This is a genomic window from Halomonas sp. I1 (assembly GCF_032334135.1).
Classification (GTDB): Bacteria; Pseudomonadota; Gammaproteobacteria; order Pseudomonadales; family Halomonadaceae; genus Halomonas.
The window spans coordinates 86036-108780 of record NZ_JAVXUS010000001.1 but is presented as its reverse complement, the minus strand read 5'-3'; the positions used below and the strand labels follow the sequence as shown (position 1 = coordinate 108780).

General features: G+C 66.1%; 19 protein-coding genes. 13 read left to right on the top strand and 6 right to left on the bottom strand.

The genetic code is table 11. From position 1 onward, the window contains the following. Positions 1–131: 131 nt before the first annotated feature. Together glnL and ntrC are read left to right on the top strand one after the other, a co-directional pair. On the top strand, positions 132–1178 hold the full coding sequence (glnL, locus tag RSO41_RS00470; protein ID WP_315616697.1) for a nitrogen regulation protein NR(II): 1047 nt from the start codon (positions 132–134) through the stop codon (positions 1176–1178). Beyond that, complete coding sequence (gene ntrC, locus RSO41_RS00465; RefSeq protein WP_315616695.1) at positions 1171–2577, top strand: nitrogen regulation protein NR(I); 1407 nt, start codon at positions 1171–1173, stop codon at positions 2575–2577. The genes glnL and ntrC overlap by 8 nt, the downstream gene beginning before the upstream one ends. Before the next feature lie 151 nt (positions 2578–2728). On the opposite strand, the gene RSO41_RS00460 is transcribed toward ntrC, so the two are convergent. After that, complete coding sequence (locus RSO41_RS00460) at positions 2729–3637, bottom strand: LysR family transcriptional regulator (protein WP_315616693.1); 909 nt, start codon at positions 3635–3637, stop codon at positions 2729–2731. A 167-nt stretch (positions 3638–3804) separates the two neighbouring features. On the opposite strand from RSO41_RS00460, the gene RSO41_RS00455 reads away from it, so the two are divergent. Then, positions 3805–5133, top strand: a complete 1329-nt coding sequence (locus tag RSO41_RS00455) for an amidohydrolase (RefSeq protein ID WP_315616691.1) — start codon at positions 3805–3807, stop codon at positions 5131–5133. A gap of 32 nt (positions 5134–5165) precedes the next feature. Continuing rightward, positions 5166–6518 carry a nucleobase:cation symporter-2 family protein gene (locus RSO41_RS00450; protein WP_315616689.1) on the top strand — a complete coding sequence of 451 codons (1353 nt, stop codon included), beginning with the start codon at positions 5166–5168 and terminating at the stop codon, positions 6516–6518. 88 nt (positions 6519–6606) lie between these two features. On the opposite strand, the gene RSO41_RS00445 is transcribed toward RSO41_RS00450, so the two are convergent. Then, entirely contained in the window at positions 6607–8424 is a 1818-nt protein-coding gene (locus RSO41_RS00445) for an aminopeptidase P family protein (protein ID WP_315616687.1), read from the bottom strand. A 3-nt stretch (positions 8425–8427) separates the two neighbouring features. Further along, on the bottom strand, positions 8428–9999 hold the full coding sequence (locus RSO41_RS00440) for a peptide MFS transporter (RefSeq protein WP_315616685.1): 1572 nt from the start codon (positions 9997–9999) through the stop codon (positions 8428–8430). Positions 10000–10323: 324 nt separating this feature from the next. On the opposite strand from RSO41_RS00440, the gene RSO41_RS00435 reads away from it, so the two are divergent. The 7 genes from RSO41_RS00435 (at position 10324) to RSO41_RS00405 (ending at position 17816) form a co-directional block, all read left to right on the top strand. Next, complete coding sequence (locus RSO41_RS00435) at positions 10324–11277, top strand: hydroxymethylglutaryl-CoA lyase (RefSeq protein ID WP_315616683.1); 954 nt, start codon at positions 10324–10326, stop codon at positions 11275–11277. 2 nt (positions 11278–11279) lie between these two features. Continuing rightward, the gene (locus RSO41_RS00430; protein WP_315616681.1) at positions 11280–12485 is read left to right on the top strand and encodes a CoA transferase; all 1206 of its coding nucleotides are present in this window, start codon (positions 11280–11282) and stop codon (positions 12483–12485) included. Between the two features lie 96 nt (positions 12486–12581). Next, positions 12582–13580: a Bug family tripartite tricarboxylate transporter substrate binding protein gene (locus RSO41_RS00425; protein WP_315616680.1), complete on the top strand. Its 999-nt coding sequence runs from the start codon at positions 12582–12584 to the stop codon at positions 13578–13580. Further along, a complete protein-coding gene (locus RSO41_RS00420) occupies positions 13577–14041 on the top strand; it encodes a tripartite tricarboxylate transporter TctB family protein (RefSeq protein WP_315616678.1) in 465 nt (154 codons plus the stop codon). Before RSO41_RS00425 ends, RSO41_RS00420 begins: the two co-directional genes overlap by 4 nt. A gap of 9 nt (positions 14042–14050) precedes the next feature. Then, complete coding sequence (locus RSO41_RS00415; protein WP_315616676.1) at positions 14051–15547, top strand: tripartite tricarboxylate transporter permease; 1497 nt, start codon at positions 14051–14053, stop codon at positions 15545–15547. A gap of 73 nt (positions 15548–15620) precedes the next feature. After that, positions 15621–16958: a deoxyguanosinetriphosphate triphosphohydrolase gene (locus RSO41_RS00410; RefSeq protein WP_275288179.1), complete on the top strand. Its 1338-nt coding sequence runs from the start codon at positions 15621–15623 to the stop codon at positions 16956–16958. A gap of 45 nt (positions 16959–17003) precedes the next feature. Continuing rightward, positions 17004–17816: a ribonuclease T2 family protein gene (locus RSO41_RS00405; RefSeq protein ID WP_315616672.1), complete on the top strand. Its 813-nt coding sequence runs from the start codon at positions 17004–17006 to the stop codon at positions 17814–17816. Here RSO41_RS00405 and RSO41_RS00400 read toward each other — a convergent pair. Then, positions 17794–18714: a nuclease-related domain-containing protein gene (locus RSO41_RS00400; protein WP_315616670.1), complete on the bottom strand. Its 921-nt coding sequence runs from the start codon at positions 18712–18714 to the stop codon at positions 17794–17796. The genes RSO41_RS00405 and RSO41_RS00400 overlap by 23 nt on opposite strands. A gap of 119 nt (positions 18715–18833) precedes the next feature. Here RSO41_RS00400 and RSO41_RS00395 point away from each other — a divergent pair, with 119 nt between their 5' ends. Beyond that, positions 18834–19685 carry an NAD-dependent protein deacetylase gene (locus tag RSO41_RS00395; RefSeq protein WP_315616668.1) on the top strand — a complete coding sequence of 284 codons (852 nt, stop codon included), beginning with the start codon at positions 18834–18836 and terminating at the stop codon, positions 19683–19685. Between the two features lie 231 nt (positions 19686–19916). On the opposite strand, the gene RSO41_RS00390 is transcribed toward RSO41_RS00395, so the two are convergent. Both RSO41_RS00390 and RSO41_RS00385 read right to left on the bottom strand, forming a co-directional pair. Next, positions 19917–20291, bottom strand: coding sequence for a translation initiation factor Sui1 (locus RSO41_RS00390; RefSeq protein WP_315616666.1), 375 nt, complete (start codon positions 20289–20291; stop codon positions 19917–19919). Positions 20292–20341: 50 nt separating this feature from the next. After that, on the bottom strand, positions 20342–21232 hold the full coding sequence (locus RSO41_RS00385) for a helix-turn-helix transcriptional regulator (protein ID WP_315616664.1): 891 nt from the start codon (positions 21230–21232) through the stop codon (positions 20342–20344). Between the two features lie 69 nt (positions 21233–21301). Between RSO41_RS00385 and RSO41_RS00380 the strand changes: the two genes are divergently transcribed. Continuing rightward, a complete protein-coding gene (locus RSO41_RS00380; protein ID WP_315616662.1) occupies positions 21302–22714 on the top strand; it encodes an aminotransferase in 1413 nt (470 codons plus the stop codon). Positions 22715–22745 lie beyond the last annotated feature (31 nt).

Sequence of the window (22745 nt, the reverse complement as noted above, 5' to 3'; positions counted from 1 at the left end):
TGCACTAGGATGGTGCACAGTCCTGGTGCCCGTGGCTCGCCAGCGCCCGTATGCCGGTCGTAGCGAAGTGGCGCGCTTCTTGCACCGGACTTCTCCAGTTGGAAACTTCTACGTGCATCGCGGGATCGTCCATGTATCAACGCCTGATGGAACACCTCACCACCGCCGTCCTCCTGTTGGATGGCCGGCTGCGTCTGCAGTGGATGAATCCGGCGGCCGAGGCGTTGCTGGCGATCAGTCGCTCGCGCGTGATGGGCCACTCCCTGCCGGAGCTGGTCGTCGGCGAGGAGGATATCGGCGAGCTGCTGGCCAAGGCGCGGGACGAGTTTCATCCCTTCACCCAGCGTGAGGCGCGCCTGACGCTGGTCACCGGGGATGTGTTGACCGTGGATTACACCGTCACGCCCTTGACCCGGGACGAGCTCTTGCTGGAGGTGGAGCCCCGAGATCGCCTGCTGCGCATTTCCCGGGAGGAAGCGCTGCAGACGCGCCAGGAAACCATCAAGGTACTGGCGCGGGGGCTGGCCCACGAAGTCAAGAATCCCCTCGGCGGCATCCGTGGGGCCGCCCAGCTGCTGGAGCGTGACCTCGACAGCCCTCAGCTCACCGAATTCACCCGGATCATCATCGAAGAGGTCGACCGGCTGCGCGACATGGTGGATGCGATGCTCGGTCCCAATCAGGTCGAGCGCCATGAGCCGCTGAATATCCACAAGGTGCTGGAAAGGGTGCGCTCGTTGCTGGCCGTCGAGCATCCGAGCGTGACGATCACTCGTGATTACGACCCGAGCCTGCCGGACCTGGTCGGCGACGAGTCGCAGATGATCCAGGCCATGCTCAATGTGGCGCGCAATGCCGTTGAAGCCATGACCGAGGCCGATGTGCCGGCACCCAGCCTGATGCTGCGAACGCGCGCACGACGCCAGTTCACCCTGGGCGCCGAACGGCATCGGCTGGTCTGTGAGGTGTCGATCATCGATAACGGCCCTGGCATTCCCGAGCGACTGCGCGAAACCCTGTTCTACCCGATGGTCTCGGGACGTGCCGAGGGCAGTGGACTGGGGCTATCCATCGCCCAGTCGATCCTCCATCAGCACCAGGGGCTGATCGAATGCGATTCCGCACCCGGCCACACCGAATTCCGCCTGCTGATACCGCTGGAGAGACCCCATGAGTGAAGCCGCTCGCGTCATGATCGTCGACGACGACCGCGCCATCCGCTGGGTGCTGGAGCGAGCCCTGGCCCAGCCCGATCTGGAGGTCGAATGCGTCGAGCGCGCCGATCGCGTGCTGCCACGGCTGCTCGAGGAGCCGCCCGATGTGCTGGTCACCGATATCCGCATGCCGGGGATCGACGGCCTGGATCTGATGGCCCGGGTGCGGGAGGCGCATCCCGACCTGCCGGTCATCGTGATGACGGCACACTCGGACCTCGACAGCGCCGTGGCCTCCTATCAGGGCGGTGCCTTCGAATACCTGCCCAAGCCCTTCGACGTCGACGAGGCGCTGGCCCTGGTGCGTCGTGCCGTGGCCCATGCCCGTGAGCGCCAGCGGCCGGTCACGCCCCCGGAGGGGCTCGAGACCGAGATCATCGGCGAGGCGCCGGCCATGCAGGAGGTGTTTCGTGCCATCGGCCGGCTCGCTCAGTCGCACATCACGGTGCTGATCAACGGCGAGTCGGGGACCGGCAAGGAGCGCGTGGCCCAGGCGCTGCACCAGCACAGTCCTCGGGGTGGCCGACCCTTCATTGCCCTGAACATGGCGGCGATTCCCCGCGACCTGATCGAATCCGAGCTGTTCGGCCATGAAAAGGGGGCCTTCACCGGTGCCACGGCCCAGCGCCAGGGGCGTTTCGAACAGGCCGATGGCGGCACCCTGTTCCTCGACGAGATCGGCGACATGCCCGCCGAGACCCAGACCCGGCTGCTGCGGGTGCTGGCCGATGGCGAGTTCTATCGGGTCGGTGGCCATACCTCGGTCAAGGTCGATGTCCGCATCATCGCCGCCACTCACCAGCATCTCGAGGAACTGGTGAATGACGGACGCTTTCGCGAGGATCTCTTTCATCGCCTCAACGTGATTCGTGTCCACCTGCCGAAACTCGCCGATCGGCGTGAGGACATCCCCCGCCTGGCGCGTCACTTCCTCGCCGAAGCCGCCAAGGAGCTGTCCACCGACGTCAAGGTACTGACCGAGGAGGCCGAGGAGCACCTGACCCGCCTGGCCTGGCCGGGCAACGTGCGTCAGCTCGAGAACACCTGCCGCTGGTTGACGGTGATGGCCTCCGGGCGCGAAGTGCTGGTGGAGGATCTGCCCCCCGAATTGCGCGACGGCGAGGATGGCGGTGCCTCCGGCGACTGGCGCCTGGCCTTTCGCGACTGGGCGGATCGCGCCCTGGCTGCCGGCCATACCCACCTGCTGGAAGAGGCCGTCCCGGATTTCGAGAAGATCCTCATCGAGACCGCACTCAAGCACACCGGCGGACGCAAGGGTGAAGCCGCCGAGCTGCTGGGCTGGGGGCGCAACACCCTGACCCGCAAGCTCAAGACGTTGATGCCGGAGATGGCGGAGGATTGAGCTACCGAGTTGCTGGGCTGGGGACGCAACACCCGCTCTGCTCCAGGGCTGGCAAGCTCAAGACGCTGCTGCCGGAGATGGCCGCATGACCGGGACGCAAAGACTGCTGGGTGCTGCATGGTGGCCCGGTGATGGGGAGTTGTGGCTCCACTCATTGTGTCGAGCCGGTCAGGCGGGTCAGACGCTCGTCAATGCGCGCGATGGTATCTCGCGACACGGCTTCAAGTGCGGCATCCTGGTGCACGGCGATCTCGAGCGACTCGCTCATTCGACTGTTGCTGAAAGGCACGAAGACCAACTCCCCTCTCGCCTGCTCGTCGAGGATATCCAGCCGGGACAGCAGGGTAATGCTTTCTCCCCCGGCGACCACTCGCTTGAGCAGTGAAATGGAGTTCGTGCGCAGCGTGATACTGGCCGACTTTCGGCGTCGCATGATTTCGTACTCGACACGGCTGTAGATTGATAGGCTGCTGTCGGCCAGGACGATGTCCTCCTCCAGGGCACGCTCCAGCGTCGTGCTGTGCGACCGAGCCAGTGGATGACCGGGGTGGCACACCAGACCGATAGCGCAGGGAAACTCATGGACGAAGCGGATCCGTGAGTCCCGGGGCGTGTTGAAGGCGACGATGAAGTCGACTTCTTGCTTGAGCAGTTTCTCCACCAGTTCGTCGGTGGTTCCGACCCGAATATCCAGAAAGTCGCGTGTTTCCTGTCCAAGGTCGTACAGCATCCTGCCGAAGCCCTCGGTGCTCAAGCACTCCATGATGCCCATGGAGATGCGCCTGGGCTTTCCCTCGCCGAGATTGCCGATGTGCTTCACGATCTCCGACTCCTGCTGAATGATATCGGTAATCTTCTGGAGGAAATATCGACCATGCACGGTCAGAGTGACGCCGCGCGACTGTCGCAGGAAGAGTCGCTGTCCCAGCTGTTCTTCCAGGATCCGTATCTGACGGCTGAGAGCCGATGGGGATATATGCAGGTTTTCGGCGGCCAGCCGAACGGACTCGGTCTTGGCAATTACGAAGAAGGCCATGACCTCCTTGGAGAGAATCGACATGAGAGGGTCCTGTGTGTGTTGTTTTATTGCACACGGCGTTCTGTAAATTTTTCTTTACGATCGGCGAGGTGGTTGCTTTGCTTTTTCACACTGGCCGAAGGCTAGTGGGCCGGTGCTCGCGGACTCAGTGGCCGGTGCCATTTCATCGTGAATGAAGGAAAACAACCATGAAAGCGGATATCGCCATCGTGAATGGCTACGTCAAGACGATGGACGGCGGGAAGGCTCTGCACGATGGCATCGTGCTCGTGAAGGGGAACCGGATCCTTGCCGTCGGGACAGACGACACCCTTGGCGACTGGGAGGCCGGTCGCGTTATCAATGCCATGGGCAACGTGGTCATGCCGGGGTTCTCGAATTGCCATACCCATATCGGCTCGAACGTCCTGCTGAGGGGCTTGAACGAGGATGCCAAGCTCTTCGAGTGGCTCGGCCACATGTGGAAGATGAAGCAGAATTTCGATCACGAGACGCTGTTACTGGCCAGCCAGGTAGGCCTCATCGAGATGCTCAAGGCTGGGATTACCAGCTTCAACGAGCACTTCGATGCCTACTCCGTAACCCCCGAGATCGATGCGCTGGAAACGGTGCCGCTGCGTGCCACTCTGGGGTTCGGCTTCGCCGATCGTGGCCTCTATGCGGATGTTAATGACTACTCCTGGCGGGCGTTGGAGGACTTCGGCGACAAGGTGGAAAAGTATCACGGCCGGTATCAGGGACGTCTCCAGGTGGGACTGTCGCCGCATGCCACCTATTCTTGCGGCCCGGAGCTATGGCGGCTGTGTCGCGAAGTGGCCGACGCGCATGGCATCAGTATCCATACCCATCTCGCCGAGGGCATGCAGGAGCTGAAGTACGTCGGCGAGCATTACGGCTGCACGCCCACCCAGTGGCTGGCGTCTCTGGGCGTCCTGGGGCCCGATGTCACGGCGGCCCACTGTACAGCGCTCAATGCTGAGGACATCGCCCTGATGGCCAATCTCGACGTCAAGGTGGCGCACTGTCCGATCAGCAATGCCAAGCTCTGCTCCGGCAATATGCCCATGCGGGAGCTATTGTCGGCCGGGGTGCATGTCGGGTTGGCCACCGATGGGCCGGCGAGCCACAACACCTTGGACATGTTCCAGGAGATGAAATTTGCCGCGATCACGCACAAGAACGCCAATATCGATCCCGAGATCCTCCCGCTTGATCGCGTGCTCCGCATGGCGACCCGGGACGCGGCCATCGCCATGCACCGTTTGGATACCGGGTGCCTGGCCGAGGGCATGCTGGCGGACATCATTGTGGTGGATATCGGCACCATCCACTCGGCGCCGGCGTATTCGCCGGAGGCCGCGCTGGTCTATTCCTGCCGCGCCGATGACGTCCTCTATAGCATCGTCGATGGGCAGCTGTTGCTGGATAACAAGAAGCCGGTCGGCATCGAGGAAGAAGAAGTGGTCATCCGCCTGACGGAGAAGGCGTGCGCGCTCCGGGACAAGAGCTTCCGCTGAAACCGAACACGCAACGACGAGGGGATGATGCCATGAACAACGACAAAGATGATGGCGCATCGGTGGACGAGGTCCTGCCGGCTCAGCAGACGCTTATGTTGTCGCTGCAGCACTTGCTGGCGGCCTATGCCAGCCTCGCGGTGACGCCGCTGGTGGTCGCCAGTGCGCTGGAGTGGTCACCCAGCGAGGTGACCCTGATACTGAGCGCTTGCCTGGTGACCAGCGGCTTGTGCACGCTGATTCAGTGTCTGGGCATTCTCGGTACGGGGATCGGCGTCAAGCTGCCGGTGGTACAAGGCACCACCATTGCGGCGATTCCACCGCTGATCATGATCGGGTCCTCCGGGGGCTTCAATGCCATGTTCGGGGCCACGATCGTGGCCGGTCTCTTCGCCTTTCTGGTAGCGCCTTACTGGAGCCGCATGCTGCATTTCTTCCCACCCGTGGTAACCGGAACGGTGATCGCTGTGATCGGCCTGTCGCTGTTTCCCGTGGCCATTATGTGGATGGGCGGTGGCGGAGGCTTTGGGCCCCAGGAGGTGGCGACCCCGGACATGGTGCTCGGCCTGGCGACCATGCTGTTCGTCATTACAGTGATCAAGTTCGGGCGAGGGATCTGGGCGCGCACGGCGATCCTGCTGGGGTTGGTGGTCGGCACCCTGGTGGCTGCCCTGTTCGGGCTTGTGGACTTTTCCAATGTCGGTCAGGCTGAGTGGCTGGCGGTCGTCTATCCCTTTGCCATGGGGCCGCCGACCTTCTCGCTGTCGGCCTCCGTGGCCATGATCCTGGCCATGGTCGTGACGATGGTGGAATCTACCGGGGACTATATCGCCATCGGCGAGGTCTGCGACAAGCGCGTCGACCAGCGCAAGCTGACCGCCGGGCTGCGTGCGGAGGGTCTGGGGACCGTGCTGGGCGGGATCATGAACTCCTTTCCCTACACTACGTTCTCCCAGAACACCGGCGTGCTCCGTGTCTCGGGCGTCAAGAGTCGCTGGGTTGTCGCCGTCTGTGGGGGGATGATGATCCTGCTGGGTTTTTTTCCCAAGCTGTCGGCCATCGCGACTAGCATCCCGCTGCCGGTGCTGGGCGGATGCGGGGTGGTCCTGTTCGGCAGCATCACCTGCACAGGGCTGAAGATCATCGGTCGGGTGGACCTGGACGACAACGGCAACCTGATCATCGTCGGCGTCAGCATCGGCATGGCGATGATCGTGGTCTGCAACCCGACTTTCTTCGACGCCTTGCCGGATGGGCTCCGTAGCGTGTTGAACAGTGCCATCACCCTGGGGGGCATCAGTGCGATCCTGCTCAACCTGCTCTTCAATGTCCTGGCCAGGAAGGCGCCCGCGGATAGGTCGGGGCTCAGCCAGGAAAGGGGGTGAGGTTCCGCCCGAGACGCGCGAGGGGCGCTGGCCATGCCGGCGCCCCTCGTCGTTTCGGGTACAGCTCAATGGTAGAGCAGAAGTTCTCCTAGCCGCGTTCAAGCGGCTGGGTACGCTTCTCGAGCCAGGCCAGAGCGTCGCCCTCGAGCTTGGGTGCGAGCCGTTCGCGGACCTCGGCGTGGTAGGCGTCGAGCCAGTCGATTTCGCTGTCGTCGAGCAGGGAGGGCTCGATGCAGCGGGTGTCGATGGGGCACAGCGTCAGGGTCTCGAAGCGCAGGAAGTCACCGAACTCGCTCTCGGCGGCGGGACGGTTGGCCACCAGGTTCTCGATGCGAATGCCCCACTGGCCCGGGCGGTAAACGCCGGGCTCGATGGACGTGATCATGCCGGGCTGCATGGCGGTATGCGGCGCCACCGGGGCGTGCCAGGCGATCACCTGCGGACCTTCGTGGACATTGAGGAAGTAGCCCACACCATGACCGGTGCCGTGACCGTAGTCGCGTCCGCTGGTCCACAACGGGGCGCGGGCGATGGCATCGAGCTGCGCCGAGGGAATGCCGCGCGGGAAGTGTGCCCGAGACAGCGCAATGGTGCCCTTGAGTACCAGGGTGTAGTCCTCGCGGTGGGCATCGGTAATGCTGCCCACCGGTACCACTCGGGTGATGTCGGTGGTGCCGCCCGGGTACTGGCCGCCGGAGTCGATCAGCAGCAGGCCGTCGCCTTCGATGGTGGCGTGAGCCTCCGGCGTGGCGTGGTAGTGCGGCAGGGCGCCGTTGGCGTTGAAGGCGGCGATGGTGGAGAAGCTGCGGCTGACGAAGCCGGGGCGGCGGGCGCGGGCGGCGGTGAGTTCCTCGTCGACGGTCAGCTCGGTGACCGTCTCGCCGCGTTCGAGTGCCGCCTCGAGCCAGGCGAAGAATTCGCACAGGGCTGCGCCGTCCTCTTCCATGGCGTGGCGGACGTGGGCCAGGTCGGCGTCGCTCTTGCGGCCCTTGGCCAGGGTGCTGGGCTGGTAGGCCTCGACCAGGGTGGTGCCGTCCGGGAGTGCCTCGCGGGTGCCCAGGGTCAGCTTGGCCGGGTCGAGTAGTACCCTGGATTCGGCAGACAGCTCGCCGAGGCGGTGGTGCCAGTCGGCGTAGTCCGCCACCGCGATGCCGTCGTCGGCCAGCGCCGCTTCGAGCGCATCGTCGAGCTTGCCGGGGGCGACGAACAACGTGGCGGTCTGGCGGCCGATCAGCAGGTGGGCGAGGAAGACCGGATTGAAGTCCACATCGTCGCCACGCAGCTGGGTCAGCCAGGCGATGTCGTCGAGGGTCGAGACCGGGTGCCAGTCGGCCTCGTGCTCGGCCATGGTCTCGCGTATCCGGGCCAGCCGCTCGCCGCGGCTCTCGTCCAGGTAGGCCCTGTCGTGGGCGTAGATCGGTGCCTCGGGCAGCGACGGGCGCTCGGGCCAGATGGTGTCGAGCAGGTCCAGGTCGCCGCGCAGGCGAATGCCGGACGGTGACAGCGCCTCTTCCAGGCGCCGAGCGCTGGCCAGGGCGACGACATCGGCGTCGAAGCCCAGGGTGGCACCGGAGTCGAGCTGCTCGGCCAGCCACTGCATGGGGGCATCGCCCTGGCCGGGGTGCAGTTTCATCAGCTCAATGCCAGTACCGGCCAGTTGCGCCTCGGCCTGCACCCAGTAGCGGCTGTCGACCCAGATACCGGCGGCGTGCCGGGTGACCACCAGGGTGCCCACCGAGCCATCGAAACCCGACAGCCAGGCCCGGCCGGCCCAGTGTTCCGGCAGGTACTCGGAATTGTGCGGATCGGAGGACGGCAGCCACCAGGCGTCGATACCGTGCTCGCGCATGGCGTCGCGCAGGGCCGCCAGGCGTTCTGCCGGGGTGGTGGGGGCTTCACTGGACATGGATCAAGCTCCGGTTGTGTGAGTGGACGGCGCCGGGTCGGCGTTCGCTGTGCCCTTGAGCATACGCTTGATGAGCGGTGTCAGCAGCGCCAGAACGATAGCGCACAGTACCAGGGCAATGGCCGAGCGGCCGAACAGGTCGGGCAACTGCTGGAGCTCCTCGCCGTTGACATGCCCGCCGATCAGGCCGGCCACCAGGTTGCCGAGCGCCAGTGAAGTGAACCACAGGCCCATCAGCTGGCCGCGCAGGCGCATCGGGGCCAGCTCGCTCATGGTCGAGAGGCCCACCGGGCTCAGGCACATCTCGCCGAGCGTCAGCAGCAGGAAGCTGCTGGTGATCCACAGCGGCGAGACCCGGGTGTCGCCACTGATCACCTGCTGGGCAGCCAGCATCATCAGGCCGAAACCGGCAGCGGCGAACAGCAGGCCGAGGGTGAACTTGGTGGCACTGCTGGGCTCCAGGCCACGACGCCCCAGTGCCGGCCACAGCCAACCGAACAAGGGGCCGAGCAGGACGATGAAGATCGAGTTGAGCGACTGGAACCAGACGGTGGGAATCTCCCAGCCGAACAGTGCGCGGTCGGTGTAGTCGTGAGCGAACAGGTTGTAGGACGTCGGCTGCTGCTCGAAGGAGGCCCAGAAGAAGGCCGAGGCCACGATCAGCAGGAAGGCCACGACCACGCGGGCACGTTCGCGATTGTCGAGCCCGGCGAAACACAGCAGGTAGATGAAGAAGGCCAGGGCGCAGACGATGATCACGCTGGTCATGCCCTCGGCGATGGCGACGGGGTCCAGGGCGATCACGCCGGTGGCGACCAGTGCCACGAACAGGGCCGTCAGGGCGGACAAGGCGGATACGGTCAGGCCCACGCCGCGTCGGCGAACGGCCGGCGCATCCCAGCTGGAGGTACGTCCGCGCAGGTCGTCGGAGCGGCGCATGGCGGGGATCGCCCATAGCCGGAAGATCAGCAGGGCGGCCAGCATGCCCAGCCCGCCGAGGCCGAAGCCCCAGTGCCAGCCGTGTTCGCGCATCAGCAGGCCGGTGAACAGCGGCGCGAGAAGCCCGCCGATGTTGATGCCCATGTAGAAGATCGCGAAACCGCCGTCCCGCCGGGCATCGCCCTCATCGTAGAGGCTGCCCACCATCACCGTGATGCAGGTCTTGAATAGCCCCGAGCCGAGCACGATCAGCAGCAGGCCGATGAAAAACATCGTGGCGCCCCACAGGGCGGAGAGGGCGATGGCCAGATGCCCCAGCGCGATCAGGATGGAACCGTACCAGACAGCGCGTCGCTGGCCGAGCCAGTTGTCGGCGAGCCAGCCGCCGGGCAGCGCCGACAGATAGATCGCCCCGGCGTAGATACCGACGATGGCGGCGGCATCCGCGCGGCTGAAGCCAAGCCCCCCATCGTAGAGGCTGGCCGCCATGAAGAGTACCAGCAATGGGCGGATGCCGTAGTAGGAGAAGCGCTCCCACATCTCGGTGAAGAAGAGCGATCCCAGGGCCCCAGGGTGCCCGAAGAAGCCGGTGTCGCGTCGGGACGCGCTATCCGGTGTCGAGGAGGTCGAATGCATGAAACCGTGCCTTGTGATGATAGGCGAGCCGCTCATGGCGTAGAACAGCGTTCGCTTAGATAAGGAGACGTCGATAGACGCACGACATTGATGATTTATTCTGTCGATAACGCCTTTGGCAGGGAATTCTATGGCAGATGCTTAGCGAGCGAAATGCTCGAACGGCGAAGGTGACGCGATCCTGTAAGTTGTAAATACCCTTCAGGGAAGCCCGAAACCGAGCTGACTACCGGTTCATCAACAAAAGGCGAATGTGAGCCGGCCAACCCGGTGCCTATAGTGGGGCGTGCGCCCCTCGAGGGCATTCGTCGACAGGAGCCGTTCATGTCCGCCACCGCCGAGCGTCTGCCCCGACGGGTGCAGGTCACCGAAGTCGGGCCCCGCGATGGGCTACAGAACGAGTCGGTGATCTTGAGCACCGCCGAGAAGCTCGAACTGATCCATGCCCTGCTGGATGCCGGTGTAAAGGCCTTCGAGCTGACGTCCTTCGTCAGCCCCAGGGCGGTGCCGGCGCTGGCCGATGCCGACGCGCTGACGGCTGCACTGCGTGACCGTCGGGATGCGCATCTCTCGGCACTGGTGCCCAACCCGCGAGGTGCCGAGCGGGCGCTGGAAGCCGGTGCCGATGCCGTGGTGCTGTTCGTTTCGGCCTCGGAGACGCATAACGCCAAGAACGTCAATCGCTCGGTGGCGGCGTCACTGGAAGGCTTCGAAGCGGTGGTCAGGGCACTGGAGGGCAGCGGTATCGAGCTGCGCGGGGCAATCGCCACCAGCTTCGGCTGTCCCTTCGAAGGGGAGGTAGCGGTGCGCGATGTTGGGCGCATCGCTCGACGCTTCGCCTCGCTCGGCATCCGTCATGTCTCGCTCGGCGACACCACTGGCATGGCCACGCCGCCGCTGGTCACCGAGCGCGTTCGTCACCTTCGCGAGGTCGCGCCGGAGGTCGTGCCGACCTTGCATTTCCACAATACCCGAGGCATTGGGCTGGCCAATGTGATGCAGGGGCTCGCCTTGGGCGTGGATCGTTACGAGAGCGCCATCGGCGGGCTGGGCGGCTGCCCCTTCGCGCCCGGCGCCTCGGGTAATATCGCCAGCGAGGATCTGGTCTATCTGCTCGACGAGATGGGCATCGACACCGGCCTGGACCTCGAGGGCATGATCGAGGCTGCCAGGGTCGCCGCGCGGCTGATGGGGCGGCCCTTGCCGGCCCAGGTGTCCAGGGCCGGACCGCGTCTGGCACTCAGTGACTGTTCCGCCGTTCCCACCGCGAGAGGATGAAGATGCCGGATACGCCGCCCCACGCCGAAGGCGCCCTGCGGGGCATTCGCGTTATCGACCTGACCCGGGTGATCTCGGGTCCCTTCTGTACCCAGATCCTCGGCGATCATGGTGCTGAGGTGATCAAGATCGAGCCGCCCGGGCGCGGCGACATCGTGCGCTCCCAGGGCAACATGGTGAACGGCTTCAGTTGGTATTTCGCCCAGTTCAATCGCAATAAGCGTTCCTTGACCCTGGACCTGCGTCAGGAGGAGGGCAAGGCGATACTGGCGCGCCTGCTGGAGGACGCCGACGTGCTGGTGGAGAACTTCCGGCCCGGCGTCATGGGCAAGATGGGGCTCGACGATGCCACCCTGCGCGAGCGCTTCCCGCACCTGGTGGTCGGGCGCATCAACGGCTTTGGCTCCACCGGTCCCTATCGCGAGCGCCCGGCCTACGACTTCATCGCCCAGGCGATGAGTGGCTTCATGGGCGTCAACGGCCCCGCCGACGGCGAGCCCATGCGTGCCGCACCGCCGATCAGCGACATGGTGGCCAGCCAGAATCTGGCCTTCGGCATCAGTGCGGCCCTGGTGCGGCGTGAGCGCACCGGACAGGGCGATATCGTCGAGACGGCGCTGACCAATGGCCTGATCAGCATGATGGGCTACCTGGCGGCGGAGTACTTTGCCACCGGCGAGGTGCCCAGGCGCACCGGCAACGATCATCCCATGCTCTATCCTTACGGTCTGTTCCAGGCCAGTGACGGTGAAGTGGCCATTGCGCCGAGCAACGACATCATGGTCGAGCGTTTCCTCGGTGCCCTGGACATGCGCGCGTTGCTGGACGACGAACGCTTCGCCGACAATCGGCGGCGCATGGCCAATCGCGAGGCATTGCGCGAGATCCTGACCCGAGTGATCGAGACGCGCAGCGTGGCGGAATGGATCGAGCACCTCAACGAGGCCGGCGTGCCCTGCGGGCGCGTCCACGACCTGCGCGAGACCTTCGACGATCCCCAGGTCCAGGCCCAGCAGATGACCCTGGAGCTCGACCAGGGCGAACATGGCAAGGTCCCCACCACCGGCTTCCCGGTGAAGATGAGCGAGGCGCCGGCGGCGCTGCATCATCCGGTGCCGGGCCTCGGCGAGCACACCGAGGCGATCCTCGCCGAGCTGGGGATGAGCGACGCAGAATGCAGGGAGTTGCGGGAAAAAGGCGTCACCTGAGAGAGCCCCTCCACCCTCTCGGAATGGGGCCGGACGGGCCCGCCCTGGGGGCGTCACGACCGATACAACAAGGTACAACAAAGAAGGAGCAACGATATGCCGATCACTACCACGAAGATCATCCCGCGCCTGGGTGCCTCGGCTGTCCTGGGTCTTGGTCTGGCGGTCAGCCTGCCGAGCCAGGCGCTGCCCATCGACGAATGCATCGCGCCTGCCGATCCGGGGGGCGGATGGGATTTCACCTGCCGCTCGGTGGGCAAGCTGATGAGGGAACTCGACCTGGTTGACGGCAATGTCCAGGTGACCAACATGCCTGGCGGCGTCGGGGCCGTGGCGTTTTCCAACGTGGCCAGCAAGCGAGCCGACGACAGCAACCTGATGGTGGCCACCAGCACCGTGGGCATGACCCAGATCGCCCAGGGACGCTATCCGGGCGGTGCCGACACCATGCGCTGGCTGGCCATGCTGGGCACCGACGTGGGCGTCATCCTGGTCGATGACGACAGCCCCTACGAGACCCTCGACCAACTGCTCGAGGCCATCGTCGAGGATCCGACCTCGGTGGCCATGGCCGGCTCCAGCGGTGCCGGCGGCTGGGACCACATTCGCGCCCTGCGGCTGGCCAAGGCGGCGGGGTTGCCCGGTGACCGGATCGGCGCCCTGCGCTGGGTGCAGTTCGATGGCGGTGGCCCCGCCGTGACCCAGATGATGGGTGGCCACGTGGATGTGGTGTCCACCGACCTGGGCGAGATCGCGGGGTTCATCGAGTCCGGCGACGTCCGTGCCCTGGCGGTGCTGGCCGAGGAACCCTTGCCCGAACCCTTCGAGGAGCTACCGACGGCCGTGTCCCAGGGCTATGACGTGACCGGCTACAACTGGCGCGGCTTCTATACCGGCGGCGAGGTGTCGGACGACGACTATGCCGCCATGGTCGATACCCTCGAGACCCTCTACGAGAGCGACGAGTGGAAGGAGGTTGCCGCGCAGAATGGCCTGGTGCCGCTGTGGCGGGGTGGCGAGGCGTTCAATGACTTCGTGCGCGAGTCGATCGATGACGTCGAGGCCATTTCCCGGGAGATCGGAGTCATTCAGTGAGCGAAGAGGTATCGCCCGACCGTGCCACCCTCGGCGACCGTGTCGCCGGGGTGGTCCTCGCCTTGCTGGCGCTGGGGGCCTGGTGGCATGCCCGGACCTTCGTTACCGGCTTCATGCAGCCGGTGGGGCCGGGGGTCTTCCCTCAACTGGTCTGCGTGCCGTTGGGGCTGCTGGCGCTCTACCTGATCGCTCGCCCCGGCCTCAATCACCGCTGGCCGGGCGCGGCGGCACTCTGTCGCCAGCTCGGCGTGCTGCTGTTGCTGGGGGCCTATGCCGCCTTCCTCGAGCCCTGGGGGTTCATACCCTCGACCCTGGTAGCCACCGTCGTGCTGATGCGCCTGTTCGGGGCGACGTGGCGACAGGCCCTGCCGTATGGCGTGCTGCTGGGGCTGGCGCTCTACGTGCTGTTCGAGTTCGCCCTGGGCATCCCCTTGCCCGACATGCCCGGACTGAGTGTGTAGCCTTTCTCTATGGAAATTCTCGATTTTCTCGCCCATGGCTTCGCGGTGGCGCTGCAGCCCGAGCACCTGCTGCTGGCGCTGATCGGCTGCACCATCGGCACCCTGATCGGGGCCCTGCCGGGGCTCGGGCCGGTCAACGGCGTGGCGCTGCTGATTCCCCTGGCCTTCAACTTCGGCCTGGCCCCCACCGCGGCGCTGATCCTGCTGGTCAGCGTCTACTATGGCTGCATGTACGGCGGGCGGATCAGCTCTATCGTGCTCAATATTCCCGGCGACGAGCCGGCGATGATGACGACGCTGGACGGCTATCCGATGGCGTGCGCCGGCCGGGGTGGCGAGGCGCTGGGACTCTCCGCCGTGGCGTCTTTCGTCGGCGCGACCGTGGCCACCATCGGCTTGACGCTGTTCGCGCCCCTGCTGGTAAAGGTGGCGATCCGCTTCGGGCCCGCCGAATACTTCGCCCTGTTCGTGCTGGCGTTTGCCACCATCGGTGGGGTGACCAGCGGCAGCTTCACCAAGAGCTTCATCGCCGCCTGTCTGGGTCTGCTGCTGGGCACCGTGGGCATCGATCCGGTTTCCAGCGTGGCCCGCTACACCTTCGGTTGGTACGAGCTTTACGACGGCATCGACTACATCGTCGCCCTGGTGGGGCTGTTCGCGGTTTCCGAGTGCCTGCTGTTTCTCGAGCGCGACCGCGACAAGGCGACCGCCGCGATGCGGATCGGCTCGGCCATTCCGGGCATGCGACGGTCGCTCGACTGCGCCTCGACCATCGGGCGGGGCTCGGTGATCGGCTTCATCTCCGGCGTGCTGCCCGGCGCCGGGGCCTCGCTCGGCAGCTTTCTCTCCTATGTGCTGGAGAAGCGCTGGTGGGGCGCCAGGGGCAAGTTCGGCGAGGGCGATCCGCGTGGCGTGGCGGCGCCGGAGGCGGGCAACAACGCCGCCGCCGGGGGCGCCTTGATCCCCATGCTCTCGCTGGGCATCCCCGGCAGCGGCACCACGGCGATCCTGCTGGCGCTGTTGCTGTCGATGAACATCACGCCGGGCCCGCTGCTTTTCGAGCAGCAGCCGGACATGGTCTGGGGGCTGGTGGCGGCGCTGTTCATCGGCAACGTCATGCTGCTGGTGCTGAACATCCCGCTGGTGGGCTTCTTCGCCAAGGTGCTGCAGGCGCCGTCCTGGTTCTTGATGCCGATGGTGACCCTGGTGGCCTTTGTCGGCATCTACTCGCTCAACAACAGCCCCTTCGATCTCTACATGATGCTGGCCTTCGGGGTGCTCGGCTATGTACTGCGCAAGCTCGAGATCCCGACGGTGCCGGTAGTGCTCGGCCTGCTGCTGGGTGGGCAGATGGAATTCAACCTGCGGCGCGCCATGTCGATCTCCGGTGGCGACTGGAGCATCCTGTGGAGCAGCGGCATCTCGATCGGCATCTACCTGTTCGCCATCGCCCTGCTGCTCGCCGGGCTGGTTTATGCGCTGATGATCAAGAAACGGCTGGAATAAGCGAAAAACCGCCTCGTGTGGCTGGGCGAGCCGGGGTCCCGGTGCCAGAATGGGAGCCTCAAGGAGGTCGCCCATGACGCAGATGACCTGGGAACGCCTGCTCGACCCCGCCCGGCTGCACGATGAACGCGGTGCGGCACGGGGCGAGATCGGACGCAGCCCGTTTCACAAGGACCACGATCGCATTGTCTTCGCCGGTTCCTTCCGCCGCCTGGGCCGCAAGACCCAGGTGCACCCCCTGACTGACAATGACCACATCCACACCCGCCTGACGCATTCCCTTGAAGTCGGCTGCGTGGGCCGTTCGCTTGGCATGAGCGTCGGCGAGGAGCTGCGTCATCGCCTGCCGTCGGATATCACGCCGGCGGATCTGGGCGTGATCGTTCAGGCCGCCTGCCTGGGGCACGATATCGGCAATCCGCCCTTCGGCCATGCCGGCGAATATGCCATTCGCGACTGGTTCAAGCGTGCCGAGGCCGATGGCAGCGGCCTGCTCGATGGCCTCTCGGACATGGAGCGCGAAGACCTGCTGACCTACGAGGGCAACGCCCAGGGCTTTCGCATCGTCACTCAGATCGAGTACAACCAGTTTCGCGGCGGCATGCGGCTGACCGGCGCGACCCTGGGCACGCTGCTCAAGTATCCCTGGACGGTGGCCCATGGCGGGACCGCCGGCAAGTTCGGCTGTTATCAGAGTGAATTGCCGCTGTTGAATCAGGTAGCCGAGCGTCTGGGGCTGCTGCCTCATGGCGAGAACCGTTGGTGCCGGCATCCGCTGGCCTGGCTGGTGGAGGCCGCCGATGATATCTGTTATGCCTTGCTCGATCTCGAGGACGGCCTGGAAATGGGCATCCTGCGTTTCGAGGAAGTGGCCGAGGTGTTGACCCAGATCGCCGGTGGCGAACCCCCGGACTATGCCACGATGCAGAGCGAAGGGGTTTCCCAGCGTCGGCGCATCGCGGCCCTGCGTGGTGCCGCCATGGAGCAGGCGGTCAACGAAGTGGCCAAGGTCTTCGTCCAGCACGAGGGTGAATTGTTGAGCGGTACCTTGCGCCATGACCTGCTGGAACTCTGCCACCCGGACCTGGACTGGGGGGTCAAGTCGGCCAAGGACCTGGCGCGCAAGCGCATCTTTCGCAACGAGCGCAAGGCCAAGCTGGAGATCGGCGCCTACACGACCCTGGGTATCCTGCTCGAGGCCTTTATCGGTGCCGCTCACGAGCTGCACCACACAGGCCATTCCAACTTCAAGCACCAACGGGTGTTGGCGTTGATCGGCGAGAATACCCCCCTGCCGTCATGGTCGCTCTATGACAGCTATCGGCGCATGCTCGACTTCATCGGTGGCATGACCGATCACTTCGCCGTCGATCTGGCGCAGGAGATGGGCGGGCGCCTCAAGGGAGATTGAGGGCGCGGCGGGCACGGCACAGGTTGAAGAAGTCGGGAGGTTGCGATGTCCAGATGTCTGGCGGCACGAGCCGCAACGCCGCCGGCCCGGCGTTGGCAGGCGCTGCTGTCGATACTGCTGCTGGGCGTGGCGCTGTTCGGTGCCTCGCCGGCCAGGGCCGAGGTGCCGTCGATCGCGGCGAGCGGTTTCGATCACTACACCCTGGCGCTGACCTGGCACCCCGGCTTCTGCGCCAGTCGCTCCCGGCCGCCCAGGGAATGTCGCGAGCCGGAGCTGCGGCGTGGCACCGAGCAAGGCTTCGTGCTGCACGGGCTCTGGCCCTCGTTGCCGCACCGGCTGAGCGAGCGCGGCGTCGAGCGCCGTCATTGGTGGCGCCAGGGCTGCTTCATCGAGCATGAGCGCCCGGAAGGCGGTTTCTGTCGCCACCCTGCCCTCGAGCTGCCCGATGACCTGGCGGGAGAGCTGGATAGCGTCATGCCGGGGCGGGCCAGTTGTCTGGGGCGTTATCAGTACGCCAAGCATGCGGCCTGTCTGAATGTGACCGCAGAAGACCTGTTCGACACGTCGGTTGCACTCGTGGAGGCGGTCAATGCCAGTGCCTTCGCCGACTTCCTGGTGATCCATCGTGGCGGTGAGGTGGCGCGCAACGCCTTGATCGAGGCCTTCGAGGCGGCTTTCGGGGAGGATACCGGGCGGGCGCTGCGGCTGGAGTGCGCCGGGCGCGGCAATCGGCTGCTGACCGAGGTGCGGATCGGCATCGATGCCCGGTCATTGGCGGACTTTCCCGCCTCGAGCAGCCTGGTGCGTCTGGGTCGGGGCGATTGCGCCTCTCGCGTCAGGATCGCGGTGTTCGATTGAGCGCCGCTGCAGCGACGCGCTGGCGCAGGGCACGGATCACGGCGTCGTGGGTGGCGGGATCGAACTCGCCGGGATGCTGCAGCGGCAACTGATCCGCCAGGGTGTCGCCACTGACCACCAGCAGGTCGCTGACCGCGGCGCTGTCCTGGATGTGCCAGCCCGGTAGCACCAGCACGCCTTGTACCGGCACCTTGCGGCCGGTCTCGCGTTCCAGCCAGGTTGCCAGCCAGCGCACGGCGCGCCGGGTCTCGCGCAGGGGACGGCGCTCCTTCCAGCCGGGGAAACGCAGCCGCTCGCTCTCCACGACGACGACATTGCGCTCCTCGCCCGAGGGCAGCACGGCCGGCGTGCGGGCGCGTGTCTCGATGGCGAAGACACCGTGGGGGGTCACCGCCACATGGTCCAGCGTGTCGCCGCCCCCTGGCACGTCATGAAAGACCACGTCATGAAAGACATAGTAGGGATGTGCTTCGGGGCGGATCAGGCGCGAGAGCTCCTGGCCCACGGCCAGCTCGCAGGCCAGCCCCAGCTTGAGGCGCCGGATGCGCTGAAAGTCGCGAATCAGCCGGAAGCAGAACACCAGCACCAGCAGGGTGGAGAGTGCGCCGTACAGCCCCCATTCCAGCCAGTTCTGCTGACTGGCGAACAGCATGCGCCCCATGCCGTAGACCAGCGGGGCCAGGGTGATGATGGGCCCCAGGGCGCCGTTGAGGAACAGGCTGGCGAAGGCGCGGTCCAGGCGATCACGCAGTGACTGACCCGGTTCGCGCAGGCGATGGGCGTCGAAGGGTGAGCTGACCCGGGCGTCGTGCAGATTGCGCAGGGCCACCACGATCACCGCGGTTGCCGCCAGGGGGAACAGAAAGATCAGCGGAAGCAGGTATTCCAGCCAGGCCATCGGGAGTCCTTGCCCGTGGGAGATCCTGCCTATTCTAGACAACCTCGTGCCCCGGGGGCCATGCTCGGTTCGTTGAGTGGTGAGTGGTGAGTGGTGAGTGGCGAGGAATGAAAAGTGAGATGAGCGACATTGAGGCATTGGTGGACTTCGTGGCCCGTACGCCGCGTCTTGCTGTGCTCACCGGGGCCGGGGTCAGCACGGCCAGCGGGATCCCCGACTACCGTGACGACAGCGGCGACTGGAAGCGCTCGCCGCCCATGCAGCATCAGGTCTTCATGGGCAGTCACGCCGCCCGCCAGCGCTACTGGGCACGGGCGCTGATCGGCTTTCGCGTCCTGCAGGAGGCGCGCCCCAACGGCGCTCACCGGGCCCTGGCCAAGCTCGAAGCGATGGGTCACGTGGCGGGAGTGATCACCCAGAACGTCGACGGCCTGCACCGTCGGGCCGGCTCGCGGGAGGTGATCGAGCTGCATGGCCGGGCCGACCGGGTGCGCTGCATGGGCTGCGGGGCGACGCGCATGCGCCATGACCTGCACGCCGAACTGGCCGAGCGCAATCCCGACTGGCTCGATCGCGGCGCCCGGGCCGGTCCGGACGGCGACGCCGACCTGGAGGCGGACTTCGCCGACTTCCGGGTGCCGGATTGCATGCGCTGTGGCGATGGCATCTGGAAGCCCGACGTGGTGTTCTTCGGGGACAGCGTGCCGCGCGCCCGGGTGGATGACGCCTTCGCCCTGGTGGCGGAGGCCGACGGGCTGCTGGTGGTGGGCTCGTCGCTGATGGTCTATTCGGGCTTTCGCTTCGCCCGCGAGGCCGCCCGGGCCGGCAAGCCGCTGGCCTGCCTCAACCTCGGCCGCACCCGCGCCGACGACCTCTACGCGCTCAAGGTCGCGGCCGGCGCCGAGGCGGGCCTGGCCGCCTTGGTCGAAGGACTGGAAGACATGGCGCTGCGTCCCGCCGACCCGGCCTGATCCGGAAAATCGACGAGCCCGACACGTTTTCGACTCTCGGGAAGCGCTGGCTTATGTCGCGAGTGCCGAGAACGGGTTGGCCGCGCTGGACGAACGGGCTTGCATCGAAAAGTCGACGAGCGAAGGCTAGACAAGGCAAAAATCAGCGAAAAGCCGGAGTTTACAAGCTGTAAATGAGGACTTTGAGCCGATTTTTAACGCCGTATAGCCGAGCGCAGACACTTTTCGCACCTAGCCGCCGGCCAGCTTGACCTTATAGCCCCGTTTCTCCAGCTCGCCCTTGAGCACTTCGCGCTGGTCGCCCTGGATCTCGATCACGCCGTCCTTGAGGGCACCGCCGGTGCCGCAACGCTTCTTGAGCTCCTTGGCGAGGGCCTTGAGCTCGTCGGCCTTGAGCGGCACGCCTTCGACCAGGGTCACGCCCTTGCCCTTGCGCCCCTTGGTCTCGCGGTGCAGGCGGACGATGCCGTCCAGGCCCGCCAGGCGTTCTTCCTCGGCGGCCTCGGCGCAGCGGCAGTCATCGATCGGCTGTCGACAGTCGGGGCAGGTGTCGCCGTGTTCGGTGGAGTAGACCAGGCCGCGCAGCTGGTCCTGCAGGGATGCCATGGGGCCTCCTGGGCGATGCGGATGTATCGCCGATGATAAAGCGGGGAGCCTCAGCGGTCGATCCAGTCGATGAAGATCGAAAAGAGCTCGGCCTGAGAGCTCACCGCGAACTTGGCGTAGAGGTTCTTGCGGTGCATGCGTACCGTCTCCGGGGAGATATCGAGTTCCCGGGCGCTGGACTTGGCCGAGTGGCCGCGCAGCAGCAGCCGGCACACCTGCTGCTCGCGTTCGGTGAGCCGCTCGGCGCCGAAGCGCTGGAAGGCGCCGCGCAGGCGGTCGGTGAGCGGATTCGGCGAGGCATCGGCCGGTGGCGTGTCGGCGGTCTGCCAGTGCTGGTGCCCCAGGGCGAGGACCATGGGCGCCAGGGCGCGCAGGGTGTCCAGTTCCGGCCGGGTGAAGGGCGCGGCGCTCAGGCCATGGTAGAGGCAGATGGAGATGCGCTGCCCGGGCGCCAGGTCGAGCAGGAAGTAGCAGTCCTCCACCGAGCCCGCCTCCAGGTAGTAGACCCGATAGTATTCGCTGCGGAAGAAGTCGTCCGGGGCGATCTCGGCCAGATGGTGGAAGCCCTCGCCGAGGCCCTGGTCGACGGCCAGGCAGAAGGGGTCGAGCAGGTAGCCGCGGGAGAAGTAGCGCCCGAGGATCCGGTCGCGACCCTCGGGCGGAATGCCGCGCTGGTACAGCAGCCGGGGCGCCTGGCGGGCGTCCTCGAGGATCACCAGGGTCGATTCGGTGGGTACCAGGCGGTCGATGGCCGCGATCAGGGCCTCGGTGAAGCCTGGCTGGCGGCACCGGGCATGGGCCTCGGCCAGGGCGCGGTGCCAGCCTTCGAGGGCGGCCAGCGAGAGGCCCGGCGAGGGCGTGTCGGGGGTGTGGGGCGATGGCGTCGCGATGGTCGGCCTCCGGGGCGGGGCAGGGGCACGGGGCGCCCTGACCCCACCCAATTGGGGTATGGGGGCGGCGTCGGGGGGCTGCCTATACTGCCGCCACTCTTTGCCGCCGTCAGGATGCGTATGACCAATATCACCGAATCGAAACGTTTTTCCAATCTCGACAATGCCCGCCTCACCGACGCCGACAAGGCGCACTACATGCACGGCTACCACGTCTTCGACGACCATCGCGAGCAGGGCTCGCTGACCATCGTCGACGGCGACGGCGCCCATATCCAGGACGCCGAGGGCCAGCGCTATCTGGATGCCGTGGGTGGCATGTGGTGCACCAACATCGGCCTGGGCCGCGAGGAGATGGTCGAGGCCATCGCCGACCAGACCCGCCGTCTCGCCTACTCCAACTCCTTCGCCGACATGGCCAACGACCGCGCCATCGAGCTCAGCGAGAAGCTGGCCGAGCTGGCCCCGGGCGACCTGAACCGCGTCTTCCTGACCACCGGCGGCTCCACCGCGGTCGACACCGCGATCCGCCTGGTGCACTTCTACCAGAACTGTCGCGGAAAGCCCGAGAAGAAGCAGGTCATCACCCGCATCAACGCCTATCACGGCTCGACCTACCTGACCATGTCGCTGGGCGGCAAGCAGGCGGACCGCCCGCCGGAGTTCGACTTCCTCTCCGAGGGCATTCACCACCTGAGCTGCCCCTACCCTTATCGGGAGGCGCGGGGTCGCAGCGAGGCCGAGTTCCTCGATGCCCTGATCGCGGAGTTCGAGGCCAGGATCGCCGAGGTCGGCGCGGAGTGCATCGGCGCCTTCCTGGCCGAGCCGATCATGGGCTCCGGCGGCGTGATCATTCCCCCCGAGGGCTATCACCGCCGCATGTGGGAGGTCTGCCAGCGCCACGACATCCTCTATATCTCCGACGAGGTGGTGACCTCCTTCGGCCGGCTCGGCCACTTCTTCGCCTCCGAGGACGAGTTCGGCGTGGTGCCGGACATCATCACCACCGCCAAGGGCCTGACCTCGGGCTATCAGCCGCTGGGCGCCTGCATCTTCTCCGAGCGGCTGTGGGAGGTGATCGCCGAGCCCGGTAGCGGGCGCTGCTTCAGCCACGGCTTTACCTACTCCGGCCACCCGGTGGCCTGTGCCGCGGCGCTGAAGAACATCGAGATCATCGAGCGCGAGGCGCTGCTGCCGCGGGCCCGCGAGGTGGGGCGTTACTTCGAGGAGCGCCTGGCCACCCTGGCCGAGCTGCCGATCGTCGGCGAGGTGCGCGCCAAGCGCTTCATGGCCTGCGTGGAATTCGTCGCCGACAAGGCCACCCGCGAGCTGTTCCCCGAGGCGCTCAACATCGGCGAATGGGTGCACCTGCGCGCCGAGCGGCGCGGCCTGCTGGTGCGGCCGATCGTGCACCTCAATGTCATGTCCCCCGCCGTGACCCTGACCCACCAGGAAGTCGATTTCATCGTCGATGTGCTGCGCGACAGCATCCTCGAGACCGTCGAGGACCTGCGCGCCGCCGGGCACTGGTGAGGCCCGCCCGCGCGGCATGACCGCCGCGCGG